This window comes from Dolomitihabitans soli (assembly GCF_022213955.1).
GTDB classification, from domain to species: domain Bacteria; phylum Actinomycetota; class Actinomycetes; order Streptosporangiales; family Streptosporangiaceae; genus Streptosporangium_A; species Streptosporangium_A soli.
In genome coordinates this window covers 516,535-530,861 of the sequence record NZ_JAKNTW010000002.1, presented here as the reverse complement: position 1 = coordinate 530,861, position 14,327 = coordinate 516,535, and the positions used below count along the sequence as shown (strand labels likewise).

Genomic DNA, 14,327 nt, shown 5'->3' with positions numbered 1-14,327 from the left:
GACCGCGCCCAGTAGGACACCGATGAGCGCGGGGAGTTGTTCCATAAAATTCTGCAACTCGCACAGCCTTCCTTGGGAGCATTCGGGGCGCCAAAAGAGTCTCAGATCGTCACGAAAATACCGCCTAAGGATTACGTCTGGTATTACATCAGAGAATATACTGCAAAGCGCCGGTCTGGGCGCAGAATCAGCCCCCACGTCCAGCTGAGAGCGGGGCAGACCTGCGCGCAGCAGGTGTCGCGTCATCGCGCAGCGGCGGTCCCGGCCCGGCCGTCCCGCCCGCGGGTTGCGACCGGCGATGAAGGGATCTCGCGCGCTCGTAAGAGCCGGTGTAGCCCCCATAGCCGCGCGATTGGCGCGAATGATATGTCATATGCGTCTGGCGCGAACCCTACGGTTCGTACCAATAAACACTGTCGTTCTCGGGGGAGTGCAGCGTGAACAAGTTCCACCAGCGCACCGACGCGCCGTCCCGCGCGGCTGCAGCGCGGGGCGTCCAGGCGTTCATCGACATCATCGTCACGCCGAACAAGAACCTGATGAAGCTCCTCGCCTGGCGCAAAGCCCTCCTGGCCGAGTTGCGCCACGCCAAGCACGCCGAGCACGCCAGCGCCCTGCTCACCCCCAACGTATTGCCGGGGCTCACCCTCGCGCCCAAGCCCAAGCCGGAACGTGAACTCGACCCGTACGAAGGCAACTACACCGACCTGTGGGCGCGGGAGCACGCAGAGAGGATGGCCGAACTGGCGGCCGAGGAAGAACGTGCCCTTGCCGCTTTCACCTCAGGCCCGGAGGAACTCGGTGATTGGCTCGGCCTGGCCGAAGATGGCGTGACCGACCCCGGGGAGCAGGTTCACGGTCGAGTGCGGGATGCACTCACGGACGCGCCGCGCGGTCTGGTGGGAGTCGAACATGGCGTCATCGCCACCGACGATGACGAGTACGGGCATGGTGAGGCCGCGCAACGCGTCGTCGGGGAATACCGGGAGCTTCTCCCTGCGCGGGTTGAAGTGCGTGAACGTCAGGACGACGGCGTCGAGCGCCTGCCGGTCCTTCTCCCCGTCCAGTCCTGCGACAGCCATCGCCGACTCGCGCAGTCCGCCGCGTCGGAACGGGCGGGTCAGTAGGGCCTTGAAAATCCAGCCGACCTTCTGCCGTCCCACGCCGCCGGGGCATATCAGGGCCAGGCGGGTCACTCGTTCTGGACGGCGGATGGCGTAGTCCAGGACCGTCCAGCCGCCGAGGGACGTGCCGACGAACGCGGCGTTGGTGACCCCGAGGCCTTCCAGTACGTCGTCCAGCCAGAGGGACAAGGCGTCGGAGTCCAGGGCGGGGCGCGAGGGCGCGCTCAGGCCAGGCTCGCCGACGAGGTCGACGGCGTACGTGCGGAAGTGCTGAGACCAGGTGACGATATCTCCTCGCCACATCGACGTGTTCGCGCCCGAGCCGTGCAGCAACACCAGGGGCGCCGCGTCCTGCGGGCCGGAGGCGAGGACGAAGGTCTCGCCCTCGCGAGTCGGCACCCGTACGTGTTCGGCGGGAACCGGCCAGGCGTCCAGCACCTGCCGGTAGTGGTCGCGGAGCTCGCGTCCACCGGCCTCGGACTTGTAGATCATGGTCATGACGACCGCACCCCCAGTAGCGCGTCGAGATCAGGAACGAACCACATGTGGTCGGATCTGTTCGACTTGCCGCCGACCGCAGGCTTCAGTCGGTAGTTGACGACCTTCTGCATGGGCTCGCCCGCGAAACGGGAGCCCAGCGAGAAGAACCGCTCTTCCAGGCGGGCCGCGGGCACCGCCACCCCGTCCTGTTTCAGCATGGGCATTGGGACCACCTCCTTGGCGACAGTGAAGGCCTTGTCACCGTGTCAAGGTCAAGTGGGGTCACGCCGCGAGATCACCAGGCATCCTCTTGCCTACCGAGTTCGGTGTCTCACGCAACCAAAACGAGCGCTGTCACTTCTCATCAACACAGCCCAGCGCCCCACGCCTCCGCAGACCTACAAGCGCTGTCGCGTGCCAGGCGTCGAACGGCCCGTCAGTGCGCAATGTGTCGATGCGGTGGCGCACCTCAGCGGCCACATCAGCCGGCTGTCCGGCATTCTGCGCCAGCCAACGCGCCATTCGCAGCAATCGCGCATTTCAGAGGCACACCCGCGCGGTTCTGCCAGCGGTGAACTCTGCCAGCGGTGAAACACCGGTCCGACCGGGCTCGACGATCACTACAGTCCGGTCTCATGACGACGATTACCACGCGCACGGTCGAGTACCGGGCCGACGGCCTAACGATGATCGGGCACCTTGCGCTCCCCGCCGGTGCCGACCGCCGGCCCGCGGTCCTGGTCGGGCCCGAGGGGCCGGGGCTCAGCGACGTCGACCGCCACCGAGCCGATGCGCTCGCCGAGCTGGGATACGTGGCCCTGGCCTTCGACATCCACGGCGGGCGCTGGTTCACCGACCCCGAGGAGATGCTGGCCCGTTGCATGCCGCTGCTCGCCGACCCCGACCGGATGCGGGGCATCGGCCACGCGGCGCTCGACGTGTTGCGAGCCGAACCGCGGACCGACCCCGATCGGATCGCCGCCGTCGGCTACGGCACCGGGGGCGCAATCGTGCTGGAACTCGGGCGCGACGGCGTCAACTTGCGCGCGATCGGGACAGTCAACGCACTGATCACGGGCAGACCGGGCGAGGCGGCGCGCATTCGCTGCCCGGTGTGGGCCGGGGTCGGGTCGGAAGACCCGATCATGCCGCCCGCGCAACGGGACGCGTTCACCGCCGAGATGCAGGCCGCGGGCGTCGACTGGCGCCTCGTGGTCTACGGCGGCGCCTTGCACGCCTTCCACCACCCGCCGGTCGACCAGACCGTGCTCCCCGGCGTCGGCTACCACCCACGGCACGCGCAGCGAGCCTGGCGCGACGTCGTCGACCTGCTCGCCGAGTGCCTGCCCGTGACGGAGTGATCTGGTCAGTCCAAGCTTGGCCACCCGCTGACCAGCGCTTACCGGTCACCACGGCAGGTTTTGGCGTATCCCGGTCCCACCCCTGTGAGTGTGGTCAGCTGGCTTGTTCGGCTCTGGCTCGGGTTTGGGCAAGGCGGTAGGAGTCGGTAAGCCGGGGGATCCGACCAGCGCCTTCAGATTGGAAAATACCTCGCTGCTCGATCCGTCAGTGGTCGGTGTCGTGCACGAGGCCGCCGGGCAGCGGGACGCGGTCAGCCGCGCGGTCGCACGCGATAAACCCGGTGACGTCGGTGGTCATCCCCGCGATAATCGCCGACGTGGAAAAGGTCGAGGTCGTCGTCGCCCATCACGAGCGCGCGACCTTGCGCGTCGGTGACGTGTTCCTGAAGATCGACGCCGATCAGACGCGCACCGACGTCGAGGTCGAGGCCATGGCCATGGCGCCGATCCCGACTCCGGAGGTCCTGTGGCGGAAGCCGCCCGTGCTCGCGCTCGCCGCCCTCCCAGGTACGGCGCTCGGCCGCCTCGGCGAGCCGTCGACCGCGTCGTCAGCGGCGTGGGCCGCGGCGGGTGCCGCCGCACGGATGCTGCACGACGCGCCACTGCCGCCATGGCCCGGTCGGAGCCTCGACGAGATCGCATCGCACCTCGACGGCGAATGCGAGTGGCTCGTCACGAACGACGTCCTTCCCACCGACCTGGTCACGCACAACCGCCGGGTTGCCGAGGCGGCGCTCCGGCCGTGGACACCGGTGTTCACGCACGGCGACCTGCAGATCAGCCACGTGTTCGTCGACGGTGACGAGATCACCGGTGTGATCGACTGGTCCGAGGCGAGCCGGGGCGATGCCCTGTTCGACCTCGCCACCTTGACGCTCGGACACGAGGAGCACCTTGGCGACGTCGTCGCCGGCTACGGTACCGACGTCGACCTCGACGTGATCCGCGCGTGGTGGTCGCTGCGAAGCCTGCGGGTGATCCGCTGGCTGGTCGAGCACGGCTTCGACCCGTCTGCGCCAGGCTGCGAGGTCGACGTGCTGAGATCCCGGCTGTGAGGCACCGCCGACCTCATCTACGCCCTGACTGCCGTAGGGGTGAAAACCTTCGCCGACCAGCTGCCGGCGCGCTTTCGGCTCCTGAGCATTCGGGGAGATGCCCCCGTAGTCGATCACGATCGACTGTAGCCATGACAGGCAGAATCGTGATGGCGGCGATGCTGGTCGTCGCCGCGTTCGTTGTCGCGCCCCTCCCTGACGTCCACGCCGTTCCAGGTCTGGCGGTACGGAACGCTGGTGGGCCAGCTCGGTGATGCCGCCTCCGTCACGACGATCGGGGACGACGACACCATCGGCGGTACGACGCGCGGCCCGAACAATCTGCCGGCCGCAGCCGTCTGGCGGTGCACATGAGAGTGCGCCTGCCGACAATCTCGTCCGTGCAGGTCAAGCGGCATGTGAGTACGTGCTGAGGATTCCGCCGAGCCGGTCTCTCCGGCGTATGTTCAGGGCGGCTATTCGCCCTGGATCGGTGATCGGCCCCGGCACGACGCGCAGCGGGGCCGCTTGGTCCAGGGCCTGATGGGCTCGGTGCTGGTTGTAGAACTGTTCGTACTCGCGCAGGGCATGCCGCAGGTGACGCTCGTTCCAGATCAGGCAACGGTCCAGCAGATCGCGGCGGCATGACCGCACCCCATCGCTCCATGACCGAGTTCATCCGCCGTGACACCCGTAACCGCGAGCACGATGTCACCACGGACAGTACGACCGCCGGACTCATCACGGCTCGAGGAAACCCCTCGGAAGGACTCGGTCTCGAGTGACCACGACGATGCTGTGATGCAGAAGCCGGTCCGGCAGGCTGACGGCGGTGGTGTGCTCGGGCAGGAAGCGTCCCCGCTGGTCGAAAGGCCGGTGCGAGCCAACGCCGAGCGCGCGGCGCTCGTAGGCGGCGGCGACGCGCAATTAGGCGCACCAATCCATTTATGGCTGGTAGTTGTCGTCGATGGTCGGCTGCTCACACAGCCTGACTCCACTGTATGCGTCGGCTGTCATCGCCCAATTTCCAGGGGAGGTGACGGCAACAATCAGCGAGTGTGCATGAACCAAGTTCGCGAGGATATTTTGGTCGAAGTTGATGCCACCCGCGGTTGCTGCCATTACGACCTGTTGCTGATCCAGCACGGTCAGCCCTCCTTCTAAGGTAGCGCTGCCACCGGCGGTCAGAGTGCTGTCGGTCGTGAAGCTGCCCGTGTTGTGCGTGGTGTTCGCTTCGAGGTGGCCCGTGATACAAGCGTCGCTTGCTTCGAGGTTGTTCGCGACGGTGAGGTCGCTGAGGGTTGGGTTGTTGATGGTGATGGTGATGGTGGCGCACCGGTAACCGGATTCCTGCGTGCCGGAGGTCTGGGACGCCTGAAGGGTGAAGGTGGTGTCGCTGACGATCTTGTAATCCTTGTCTTCGTCCTTCGGGATGACGCAGAAAGTGTCGGTGCCCTCGTAGACGAGCGTGCCGTCGCCGTCATACAACTTGAAGGAGGTGCCGTTGCTTTCCCAGGTGAAGCGGACGTGGTCACCGGAGTTGAACTTCGTTCTGGGGATGGTCGGCTTGTCCGGGGCGGTGGCCATGAAGTTGTGCAGGTAGAAAACGGGCTCTGCGGTGTCCCAGGTCAATTCCTGCGTCTCCTTTAGGGTGTAGTGGCCGCTGGTCGTGCCGGAGTTCTCGGTGACCAGGCAGGTGAGGACGCTGCCGGGGGTGGCGGCGAGGTTGCCGCTGACGGTGATTTTCAGCGGTTCGTCGATGAGGTCGAATCCGGGTATGGGCGGGGCGTTGAAGGGGAAGTGGTAGTAGTTCGCGTCAGAGGCGAGGCCGAGTTCCCGCCCGGTCTTCATCTGGGCGGACGCGGGGCTCCATTTGCCGGCGATCGTGGCTGTCGGTTGCTCGGTGAAGTACGCGCCTTCGTCGCCCGGTTTGCTGATCGGGACGGCGACTTCGATCTTGTTGCAGTAGATGTTCCGGCCGGCCGGGCTGGCGATGGTGATGTCGATGGTGTTGGCGGCGGGGTTGTCGGGGCTGCCTGCCTGGAGGGGGGCGGTGCTGGCGCTGTAATGCAGCAGGGGGGCATCAGGCATCGGTAAGGGCCTCCTCGCGGGGGATGGGGTGAGGGCTAGTGCTCTTGCTCTGGTGGTTCGGTGAGCAGGCGGAGCATGCCGTCTTCGAGCGTGGCGGGGCTGTCGAAGAATTGCGCGTCCGGCAGTGCGGGGGTCAGCTCGTACGGCGTCCAGGGGGCCTGACCCTGCGCGGGGCGTAGCCAGGACCAGGTGCCATGCTTCTCGGCCGGGCGGGGGAAGACGAGGCTCTGGGCCTTGTCGCCGGCGCCCACATATGCGGGTTCGCGGTCGATTCTCCTGTGAGGGCATCGGCAAGGGCCACTCGCCAATCACTCCCATCGACACCAAGATCGATCGGCTGACAACCGCATACTCTCCCGTATCGCACATGCATGCAATACGGGCAAGGCGGCTTTTAGAGGGTGTCGCGGGAGAGTTCGAAGCGTTTGACCGGCTTGAAGAAGACCGTGGTCGCCCAACTCCAGGCGGGCCTCGGACTGCGGAGACCACCTGCCCCGAGCCGTCAGCAAAGCCGCGAGCAGTGAGCGCACCTTCGATTCCCAAGCCTTCACCGTCCGTCGACCAGACGCTAAGCGGACCCAATACCCCCGAAACGCCTGGACTCACCGTACGGCCACGTGGTCTTTGCCGGGCGTGTCAGCGCACCGCAAGCAGACCGACAGAAGACCGCGAGTCCAGGCCAGCACTCTCTGTGTGCCGGTGGGAACCGGTGCGCCACACGCACCTCGCACACTGTCTGACCAGGGAGTCAATGATGAGCAAGTTCGCAGGCAAGAAGGCCGTCGTGACGGGCGGTACCCACGGAATGGGCCTGGCCATTGTCAAGGCGCTCCTGGACGGCGGGGCCGAGGTCGTCCTCACGGGTCGCAATGAGACGAAGATCGAGGAGGCGCGCACCGAGCTTGAGCCGGACTCCTCGCACGTCGTACGCTCCGACGCGGCGAGCATGGCCGACATCCGTGCCCTCGCCGACACCGTGCAGGACAGGCTCGGCCGGATCGATTACCTCTTCGTCAACCACGGTATCGCCGAGGTGCAGACGCTTGAGGAGGTCACCGAGGCTTCCTGGGACCGGCACTTCGCCGTCAACGCCAAGGGCGCCTTCTTCACGGTGCAGAGCCTGTCACCGCTGATCAACGATGGTGGGGCGCTCGTCTTCACCACCGTTGCCAACGATCTGATCTTCCCCGGCTTGAGCGCCTACTCCGGCTCCAAGGAAGCGGTGCGCGCGATCGCCCACGTCCTCGCGGCCGAGTTCCTGCCTCGCAAGATCCGCGTCAACTCCATCGCCCCCGGTTACATCAAGACCCCGACCATGGGCGTCGCCGGGCTGACCGAGGAAGAACGCCGCGAGTTCGAGCGGCAGGGCAGCGAGACCACTCCGCTGAAGCGCAACGGCACCGTCGAGGAGGTCGCCGCGGCCGCTCTCTTCCTGGCTGCCGACGCGACCTTTACCACCAACGCCGAATTCCCGGTCGACGGCGGCTTCGCCCAGGGCCTAAGCAGCGCTCACTGAGGTAACCCCCGCTTCCTCGGCAGCCGCCCCGCCCATGGGCGGGCGGCTGCCCATGAACAGACGAACCGAAAGGTCAGACACATGACTTCGAGTAGTGCCGTGGGCAGTACGAGAGCCGGTCGGCGGGAGTGGGCCGGGCTCGCGATGCTGGCCTTGCCCAGCATCCTGCTGTCGCTGGACGTGACCCTCCTGCATCTGGCGGTGCCGCACCTGGGAGCGGCGCTTGCACCCAGCAGCACCCAGATGCTGTGGATCATCGATGTCTACGCCTTCATGATCGCCGGGTTCCTGGTCACCGCGGGTACCCTGGGCGACCGTATCGGCCGGCGCAAGCTGCTGCTCGGCGGTGGGCTGGCCTTCGGCGCCGCCTCGCTGCTCGCCGCCTACGCCAGCAGCCCCGAGATGTTGATCGTCGCCCGGGCTCTGCTCGGCATCGCGGGCGCGACCCTCATGCCTTCCACGCTTGCCCTGATCAGCAACATGTTCCAGGACTCCAAGCAGCGGGGCACCGCCATCGGGATCTGGGCCGCCAGCTTCTCCGTGGGTATCGCACTCGGCCCGGTCGTCGGCGGAGCCATGCTGGAGGCGTTCTGGTGGGGCTCGGTCTTCCTCCTCGCCATCCCCGTGATGGCTCTGCTGCTGATCACCGGACCGCTGCTGCTGCCCGAGTACAAGGACGAGAACGCAGGCCGGATCGATCTGCTCAGCGTCGTCCTGTCCCTCGCCGCCATCCTGCCCGCCGTCTACGGCGTCAAGGAGATCGCCAAGCACGGTGTGCAGAGCGCGCCCCTGATCGCCCTGGTGGTCGGTCTGGTCTTCGGCATCGTCTTCACCCGCCGCCAACTACGGCTCGAGAACCCGATGCTGGACCTGAGCCTGTTCCGCAGTCGCGCCTTCAGCGTCGCCCTCGGCGTGATGCTCTTCGCCGCCGTCGCCATGGGCGGCATCTACCTCTTCGTCACCCAGTACCTGCAGATGGTCGCCGGACTCTCGCCGCTGAAGGCGGGCCTGTGGCTGCTGCCCGCCGCAGGGCTCCTGATCGCCTCATCGATGCTCGCCCCGATCGCGGCCCGCCGGTTTCGCCCCGGCAACGTCACCGCCGTCGGACTGGTCCTTTCCGCCATCGGCTACCTCACCCTCACCCAGGCCGACGCCGGCGACAACGGACTGGCCTACGTCATCATCGGCTTCAGCTTCATCTACACCGGCATCGGCCCCGTGATGGGTCTGAGCGTCTCGCTCATCGTCGGCTCCGCGCCCCCCGAGAAGGCCGGTGCCGCCTCCGCCCTGCAGCAGACCAGCAGCGACTTGGGCCTCGCGGTCGGCATCGCAGCCCTGGGCAGCCTCGGCACCACCGTCTACCGCAACGGCGTCGCCGACGAACTCCCCGCCGACACCCCGGCCGAGGTGGCCAACGCCAGCCGCGACACCCTCGCCCGGGCCCTGGACGCCACCCGTGACCTGCCCGGATCGATGGCCGACCAGATCATCACACCCGCCCGTGATGCCTTCGTATCCGGCCTCAACGTCGTCGCCTTCATCGGAGCGATACTGGTCATCGCACTCACGATCCTCGCTCTCACCATGCTCCGCCACGTGGCCCCCACCAACGCGGCCGCGGCGCAGCCCGAGGAGACCACCGAGGCGATCCCCCTCAAGGTCGACGGTTCAAGCCGAGAAGAACAGCCGGCCTGAGTGGGATCGGCAGGAATCGCCATCGCTTACTGCGGGCCGCTGTGAAATTTCGAGTTGTGGACAGCCGGTCTCATGGTGGCGGCATATCTGCTCGGCGGGGACGCCTGCGGGTGGGGTAAACCGAACCAGACAATGAGGCCGCCGAGGATGAACAGGCCCCCGCAGATCAGCATGCCGACATCGAACCCACGGTCGAGGGCGGCGGAGTTGTTCGCGGCGTCTTGCGGTAGACCCGCCAGAAGGGGCAGGGCGGCGACGACGATCAGGCCGGCGGCCCTGGCGACCCCGTTGCTGACCGCGCTCGCCGTGCCGGCACGCGCGTCGGGAACTGCACCGAGGACGGTAGCGGTGATGGGCGGTGTGATCAGCGGGATGCCGACTCCGATGAGGCCGACCACAGGAAGGACGTCGGCCAGGTAGGAGGCATCGGGGCCGATCCGGGTTGCGAGGAGGAGCGCGAGCCCGCAGATGAGAGCACCCGCGACCAGAGGCACACGGGGACCGATCCGCGTGGTGAGAGCTCCGCCCCAGGCGGACAGGACAAGCGTCAGCACGGTGAGAGGGAGCAGCGCCAGTCCGGTTGCCAGCGTGCTGTATCCGGAGGTGACCTGCAGTTGGATCGGCATCAGGAAGAACAGCCCGGCGAGCCCGCCGTACAGGAAGAAGCCGGCGAGGTTGGCGACGCTGAACGGGCGTGCGGCGAACAGCCCGAGCGGGAGGATGGGTGTACGGCTACGCCGTTCGATCCGCACGAAGATCAGCGAGGCCACCAGCCCGAGGCAGCCGGCGAACGTCGCCGCGCCAGGGTCATCGGCGGCCTGGATCAACGCGAAGGTCATCGCGCCGAGGCCGACCGCCGCCAGTACCGCCCCGGCCACATCGAACCGGCCGGATTGCTCGCTGCCACGACTTTCCGGCACATGGGCGACCAGCAGCAGGGCGAGCACTGCGGCGACCGGCACGTTGATCAAAAACACCCATCGCCACCCCGCCGCATCCACCAGCGCCCCACCGAGCAGCGGCCCCGCGGCGCCGGCCATCCCGCTCATTCCCGACCACCAGCCGATCGCCCGCGCTCGATCATCAGGGTGAAACGACGACTGGATGAGGGCGAGCGAACCCGGCACGACCAGGGCACCACCGATGCCCTGCAAGGCGCGACCAACGATCAACCACTCCAGGGTCGGCGCCATGCCGCACAGCAAGGAAGCGACCGCGAACCACGCCAGCCCCACCAGGTACACGCGTCGGCGACCGAAACGGTCGCCCAAGCCGCCACCCAGCAAGATCAGCGCGGACAGGGTGAGCGTGAACGCATTGACGGTCCACTGCAGGCCGGCCAACGACGCGTCCAGGTTTCGCTCGAGCGCCGGCAACGCCACATTGACTACCGTCGCCTCGAGCAGCACCAGCCCGGAGCCGACGGCAGTGACGACCAGCACCCACCGCCCGGCCGGTTCGTTCAGCCGAACCGGTGCCGGGAGATCCGGGACCGGTGGAGTCGTCACTCTGACCGGCCTTCGAACATCCAGCCGTCCAGCGACATTCTCCACTCCAATATGACTTTGGTCATTGCTCTCTCCTCACTGGTCGTTCGTCGAATCGAGGCGCTGCTCGTCGTTGCTCTGGTCATCACCATGGCGGTTCCTCCTGGTCGTAAGCGGCGCTCCCCCGCGAGCGCCACACGGCCAACTCCGCGTCCATGGGCATTGACGTCACAAAGGAAACGTTCGCACCAGCACGGTGGCGATGGGAAAGGCCAATGGTGCATAACGGTCGTGCACGATTCGAATGACCAAGTCATACTCGTTGACATGGATGGGCGCCAGGAGCGGTCGGTCGAGAAGGTGACACCGCTGCCTCAGGCGCCGGATGCCATCGAGTTGCGTCACCTGCGAGCGTTCGTCGCCGTCGCTGAGGAGCTCAACTTCGGGCGAGCCGCGTCCCGGCTCTACCTTTCCCAACCCGCGCTGAGCAGGCAGATCCGCACGTTGGAGCGGCTCATCGGCTGCGATTTGCTACGGCGCTCGACCCACCGAGTGGAAATCACCCTTGCCGGTGAAGCGCTCCTTGACCGGGCTCGCGGCGTCCTGAGCGACCTGGACGACGCCGTGTCCGCAACCCGGTCGGTCGGCGGGGAGATCGCCAGCCGGATCGCGCGGCTCTGGGAGCCCGTCGTCGATCTGACCACCGGTGACGCTGATCTGCAGGAGCTACGTGCCGCCAACGAGGAGATGCACGCGCACTTCTCACCACCGCCCGAAGTCAACGTGCGGTCGTTCAACGCCGGCGGAACACCCTCGTTGGTGCTCACGCCCGGATGCGAACGACCACCCACTCTGCTCTACCTGCACGGCGGCGGATACGTGCTCGGCTCGGCGTTCGGCTATCGGCCGCTGGCCGGTGCTCTCGCCGCGGCCGCGGATGCGAGCGTCCTGCTCCCGGAGTATCGACTGGCGCCCGAGCATCCGTTCCCGGCCGCACTCGAGGATTCATTGCGCGCCTACCTGTCGATGCTTGCCTCCGGCCTGTCACCCCAGCAGGTGATCCTGGCCGGTGACTCCGTGGGCGCCGGGCTCGTACTCTCCCTCCTGATCAATCTCAAGCAGCAGGAGCTACCGCAACCGAGCGGCGCGGTACTGCTCTGCCCAGGGGTCGATCCCACCTACGCCCCCACGCCGGACGAAGCGGCCGAACCGCAGCCGGTCCTGCCGTTCGAGCAGTTGCGCCGCTTCGCGGCGTACTACCTCGCGGGGCATCCGGTGGACGACCCGGTCGTCAGCCCGCTGAGGGCCGATCTGACCGGCCTGCCACCGATGCTCATCCAGGCGGCCACGAACGACCCTCTCCGCCAGGACGCCCTCCGGCTCACCGAACATGCCCAAAGCTATGGAGTAGACGCCAAGCTCGAGCTGTACCCGGCCGCCACCCACGTTTTCCATCTATTCTGGTCATTTCTCCCTGAAGCCGCAGACGCTCTTCGCCAAGCCGGCAATTTCATTCGCGCCACAGCACGCCCGTGGTCGGCTTCGGCCGGCGTGCGCTAGCCGATCCCCGCCCCGACACGTTATTGAGCCCCACAGGTTCGCGCGTGATGCCCATGATGTCTGTCCGGTTGGGGACATACCTTCGCCATACCGCCTCGCCGTAAGGTCCCACCTCAGAGGACCAACGGAGGGACAACATGAAGATCATGCGTAAAGCGGCCGTTGCCGGCGCCATGGGGATGGCGGCTATGTCGATCATGGTTGTGCCTGCCTCGGCGACCGCGACCGCGACCGCGACCGCGTCCACGTCGGCTGTGCAATACCTCACCGGAGTCTGCTCGAAGGGCGCCTACGCCCTGCGGGTAACCATCCGCTACGGCACTTCGTCGACGAAGCACTTCTTCAACCAGGTCTCCTGGCAGATCGTCGGCGACGTCGGCAGTAAGAACACGGTCCGTTACTACTTCGTGCAGGAAATGAGCGGGGCGGACCACGTGTTCAAGGCCTACAACTACCAGGGCGGTAAGACGGGCGTCAGGAACATCGTGCTGAACAGGCCGAAGTCGCATCGGGTGTACGTCAAGTTCGCCGCCGTGTTCGACAAGAAGGGTTCCGCCACCTCGAGCTGCACCTTCAAGACCCGCGCAATCTGACCGGACCGCTCGACTGCCGTACCGCCCGTTAAGCAGCGCGCAGGCTGCTCGCCGGGCGGCACAGGAGGCCGGCGCGACGGGTGGGGGAGCTTGAGGTATGCCACGACGGCGCAGCGCAGCATACGTGCGGCATACCGCGATTCAGTAGAAAACTGTCAAGGACGTGGAAAGGCCGAGAAGTGCGCGACGCGTTGCCCCGGTTGCTGGTGAGTCCGCCGTGGGAACGGAAGGCTCCGTCCGTTCCGGGCCTGAAGCCGCCCACCGAACGGGCTGTGGTCTGGGAGCCGGGTGAGCGTGAGGAGTGGCGGAAGCAGCTCACCGGCCGGGCCTTGCTCAGGGTGAGCGATTGGGCGGACGGGTGGGAGGGTGCCGTCCGGGCGTTCCAGGACGGGCAGATCACCCGCGAGCCTGCCGTGTTCTCCCTGTTCGGGCAGGGGCCCGAGGAGCTCGTCCGGCCACTGCTCGCGGACTGGCGTCCGGCGCTCAGCCGTACCTCCGACTTCTCGGTTCTGAGGGCAGTGACGGTGCGGTTCGAGGTCGACGCCCACCACGTGGTGTTCCCCAACGCGAAGAAGCACGGCTCCGGCTGGGCGCTGATGCCCTACCTGGATGTCGACGTGGCCCGGTTGATGGCCCTCTGGCTGCGTAAGCCGCCGGAGCGACGGCATGCGCGCGCGTGGTTCGCCCGGCACGGGCCGGCGGCCGTGCCGTACCTGGTGCCGGACGCGCTGGGCGCGCGGGGCGTGCCCCGTGACAAGGCCGCGGCGGCGCTGATCCACATAGCGTCCCGGTGCGGCGACGCGGCGGTGGTGGAGGCCGCCCGGCAGTACGGCGAGCAGGCCGCCGTGGCCGTCGAGCAGCTCCTGGACGGCGGGGGACCGGCGGACCGGCCGCGGAAGGTCTCGTGGCTGAACTGGAATCTGCTGCCGGAGGTACGCCTGAAGGACGGCCGCGCGCTGCCCCCTGAGGCAGTGGAGAACCTCGTCGGCGCGCTCATCCTGTGCCCCGGCGTGCTGTGGGACGAGCCGGCCGAGAGCTATCCGGGGCTGGAGGACGCGCTGGACCAGTGTGACCGCGAGTCGCTGGGGGCCTTCGGCTGGGCCGTGTTCGGCGCCTGGATGACCGCCGGGACGCCGTTCGGCAACGGGTGGGTGATCGACCAGCTCATCTGGCTGGCGGACGACGAGGTAGTGGGACGGCTGGGCGCACTGGCGCTGAACAGCCCGGCGAGCATGGCCAAGCACCTCACGGGGATGCTGGGGGACATCGGCACCGAAGCGGCGCTGGCCCAGCTGGACCACATCGCCCAGCGGGCCAAACCCGGGCTTCGCCGTACCGCCAAGGAGAGGGCGGAGTGGGCCACCCGGTGAGAACGGGGGCTCGGCG

Annotated in this window: 13 protein-coding genes; 7 read left to right on the top strand and 6 right to left on the bottom strand. The window is 67.3% G+C overall.

Features of this window, described 5'->3' with window-relative positions:
- Positions 1-782 precede the first annotated feature (782 nt).
- On the bottom strand, positions 783-1,622 hold the full coding sequence (locus MBA17_RS07155) for an alpha/beta fold hydrolase (RefSeq protein ID WP_238495487.1): 840 nt from the start codon (positions 1,620-1,622) through the stop codon (positions 783-785).
- Entirely contained in the window at positions 1,619-1,828 is a 210-nt protein-coding gene (locus MBA17_RS07150) for a DUF4180 domain-containing protein (protein ID WP_238495486.1), read from the bottom strand. The genes MBA17_RS07155 and MBA17_RS07150 overlap by 4 nt, the downstream gene beginning before the upstream one ends.
- A 411-nt stretch (positions 1,829-2,239) precedes the next feature.
- Between MBA17_RS07150 and MBA17_RS07145 the strand changes: the two genes are divergently transcribed.
- Positions 2,240-2,965 (top strand): dienelactone hydrolase family protein, encoded by a 726-nt coding sequence (locus MBA17_RS07145; RefSeq protein WP_238495485.1) that lies wholly within the window; start codon positions 2,240-2,242, stop codon positions 2,963-2,965.
- A gap of 317 nt (positions 2,966-3,282) precedes the next feature.
- The gene (locus tag MBA17_RS07140) at positions 3,283-4,020 is read left to right on the top strand and encodes an aminoglycoside phosphotransferase family protein (RefSeq protein ID WP_238495484.1); all 738 of its coding nucleotides are present in this window, start codon (positions 3,283-3,285) and stop codon (positions 4,018-4,020) included.
- 720 nt (positions 4,021-4,740) lie between these two features.
- Here the strand turns inward: MBA17_RS07140 and MBA17_RS07135 are convergent.
- Genes MBA17_RS07135 through MBA17_RS07125 form a run of 3 tightly spaced genes read right to left on the bottom strand, consistent with a single transcriptional unit; the run spans position 4,741 to position 6,341 of the window.
- Entirely contained in the window at positions 4,741-4,926 is a 186-nt protein-coding gene (locus MBA17_RS07135) for a hypothetical protein (RefSeq protein ID WP_274385023.1), read from the bottom strand.
- 18 nt (positions 4,927-4,944) lie between these two features.
- Positions 4,945-6,090, bottom strand: coding sequence for a hypothetical protein (locus MBA17_RS07130; protein ID WP_238495483.1), 1,146 nt, complete (start codon positions 6,088-6,090; stop codon positions 4,945-4,947).
- A 35-nt stretch (positions 6,091-6,125) separates the two neighbouring features.
- Complete coding sequence (locus MBA17_RS07125; protein ID WP_238495482.1) at positions 6,126-6,341, bottom strand: hypothetical protein; 216 nt, start codon at positions 6,339-6,341, stop codon at positions 6,126-6,128.
- Positions 6,342-6,844: 503 nt separating this feature from the next.
- Between MBA17_RS07125 and MBA17_RS07120 the strand changes: the two genes are divergently transcribed.
- Together MBA17_RS07120 and MBA17_RS07115 are read left to right on the top strand one after the other, a co-directional pair.
- Positions 6,845-7,606: an SDR family oxidoreductase gene (locus MBA17_RS07120; protein WP_238495481.1), complete on the top strand. Its 762-nt coding sequence runs from the start codon at positions 6,845-6,847 to the stop codon at positions 7,604-7,606.
- 81 nt (positions 7,607-7,687) lie between these two features.
- Positions 7,688-9,301 carry an MFS transporter gene (locus tag MBA17_RS07115; RefSeq protein ID WP_238495480.1) on the top strand — a complete coding sequence of 538 codons (1,614 nt, stop codon included), beginning with the start codon at positions 7,688-7,690 and terminating at the stop codon, positions 9,299-9,301.
- 26 nt (positions 9,302-9,327) lie between these two features.
- On the opposite strand, the gene MBA17_RS07110 is transcribed toward MBA17_RS07115, so the two are convergent.
- A complete protein-coding gene (locus tag MBA17_RS07110) occupies positions 9,328-10,743 on the bottom strand; it encodes an MFS transporter (protein ID WP_238495479.1) in 1,416 nt (471 codons plus the stop codon).
- A 372-nt stretch (positions 10,744-11,115) separates the two neighbouring features.
- Between MBA17_RS07110 and MBA17_RS07105 the strand changes: the two genes are divergently transcribed.
- The 3 genes from MBA17_RS07105 (at position 11,116) to MBA17_RS07095 (ending at position 14,311) form a co-directional block, all read left to right on the top strand.
- Positions 11,116-12,348 (top strand): alpha/beta hydrolase fold domain-containing protein, encoded by a 1,233-nt coding sequence (locus MBA17_RS07105; protein ID WP_238495478.1) that lies wholly within the window; start codon positions 11,116-11,118, stop codon positions 12,346-12,348.
- A gap of 137 nt (positions 12,349-12,485) precedes the next feature.
- Positions 12,486-12,941 carry a hypothetical protein gene (locus MBA17_RS07100; RefSeq protein ID WP_238495477.1) on the top strand — a complete coding sequence of 152 codons (456 nt, stop codon included), beginning with the start codon at positions 12,486-12,488 and terminating at the stop codon, positions 12,939-12,941.
- 179 nt (positions 12,942-13,120) lie between these two features.
- Entirely contained in the window at positions 13,121-14,311 is a 1,191-nt protein-coding gene (locus MBA17_RS07095; RefSeq protein WP_238495476.1) for a hypothetical protein, read from the top strand.
- Positions 14,312-14,327: the final 16 nt, after the last annotated feature.

Coding starts and splice junctions, on each gene's coding strand:
- MBA17_RS07155 (WP_238495487.1), bottom strand. CDS start 1,622: ATGACCATGATCTACAAGTCCGAGGCCGGTGGACGCGAGCTCCGCGAC.
- MBA17_RS07150 (WP_238495486.1), bottom strand. CDS start 1,828: ATGCCCATGCTGAAACAGGACGGGGTGGCGGTGCCCGCGGCCCGCCTG.
- MBA17_RS07145 (WP_238495485.1), top strand. CDS start 2,240: ATGACGACGATTACCACGCGCACGGTCGAGTACCGGGCCGACGGCCTA.
- MBA17_RS07130 (WP_238495483.1), bottom strand. CDS start 6,090: ATGCCTGATGCCCCCCTGCTGCATTACAGCGCCAGCACCGCCCCCCTC.
- MBA17_RS07120 (WP_238495481.1), top strand. CDS start 6,845: ATGAGCAAGTTCGCAGGCAAGAAGGCCGTCGTGACGGGCGGTACCCAC.
- MBA17_RS07115 (WP_238495480.1), top strand. CDS start 7,688: ATGACTTCGAGTAGTGCCGTGGGCAGTACGAGAGCCGGTCGGCGGGAG.
- MBA17_RS07105 (WP_238495478.1), top strand. CDS start 11,116: ATGGATGGGCGCCAGGAGCGGTCGGTCGAGAAGGTGACACCGCTGCCT.
- MBA17_RS07100 (WP_238495477.1), top strand. CDS start 12,486: ATGAAGATCATGCGTAAAGCGGCCGTTGCCGGCGCCATGGGGATGGCG.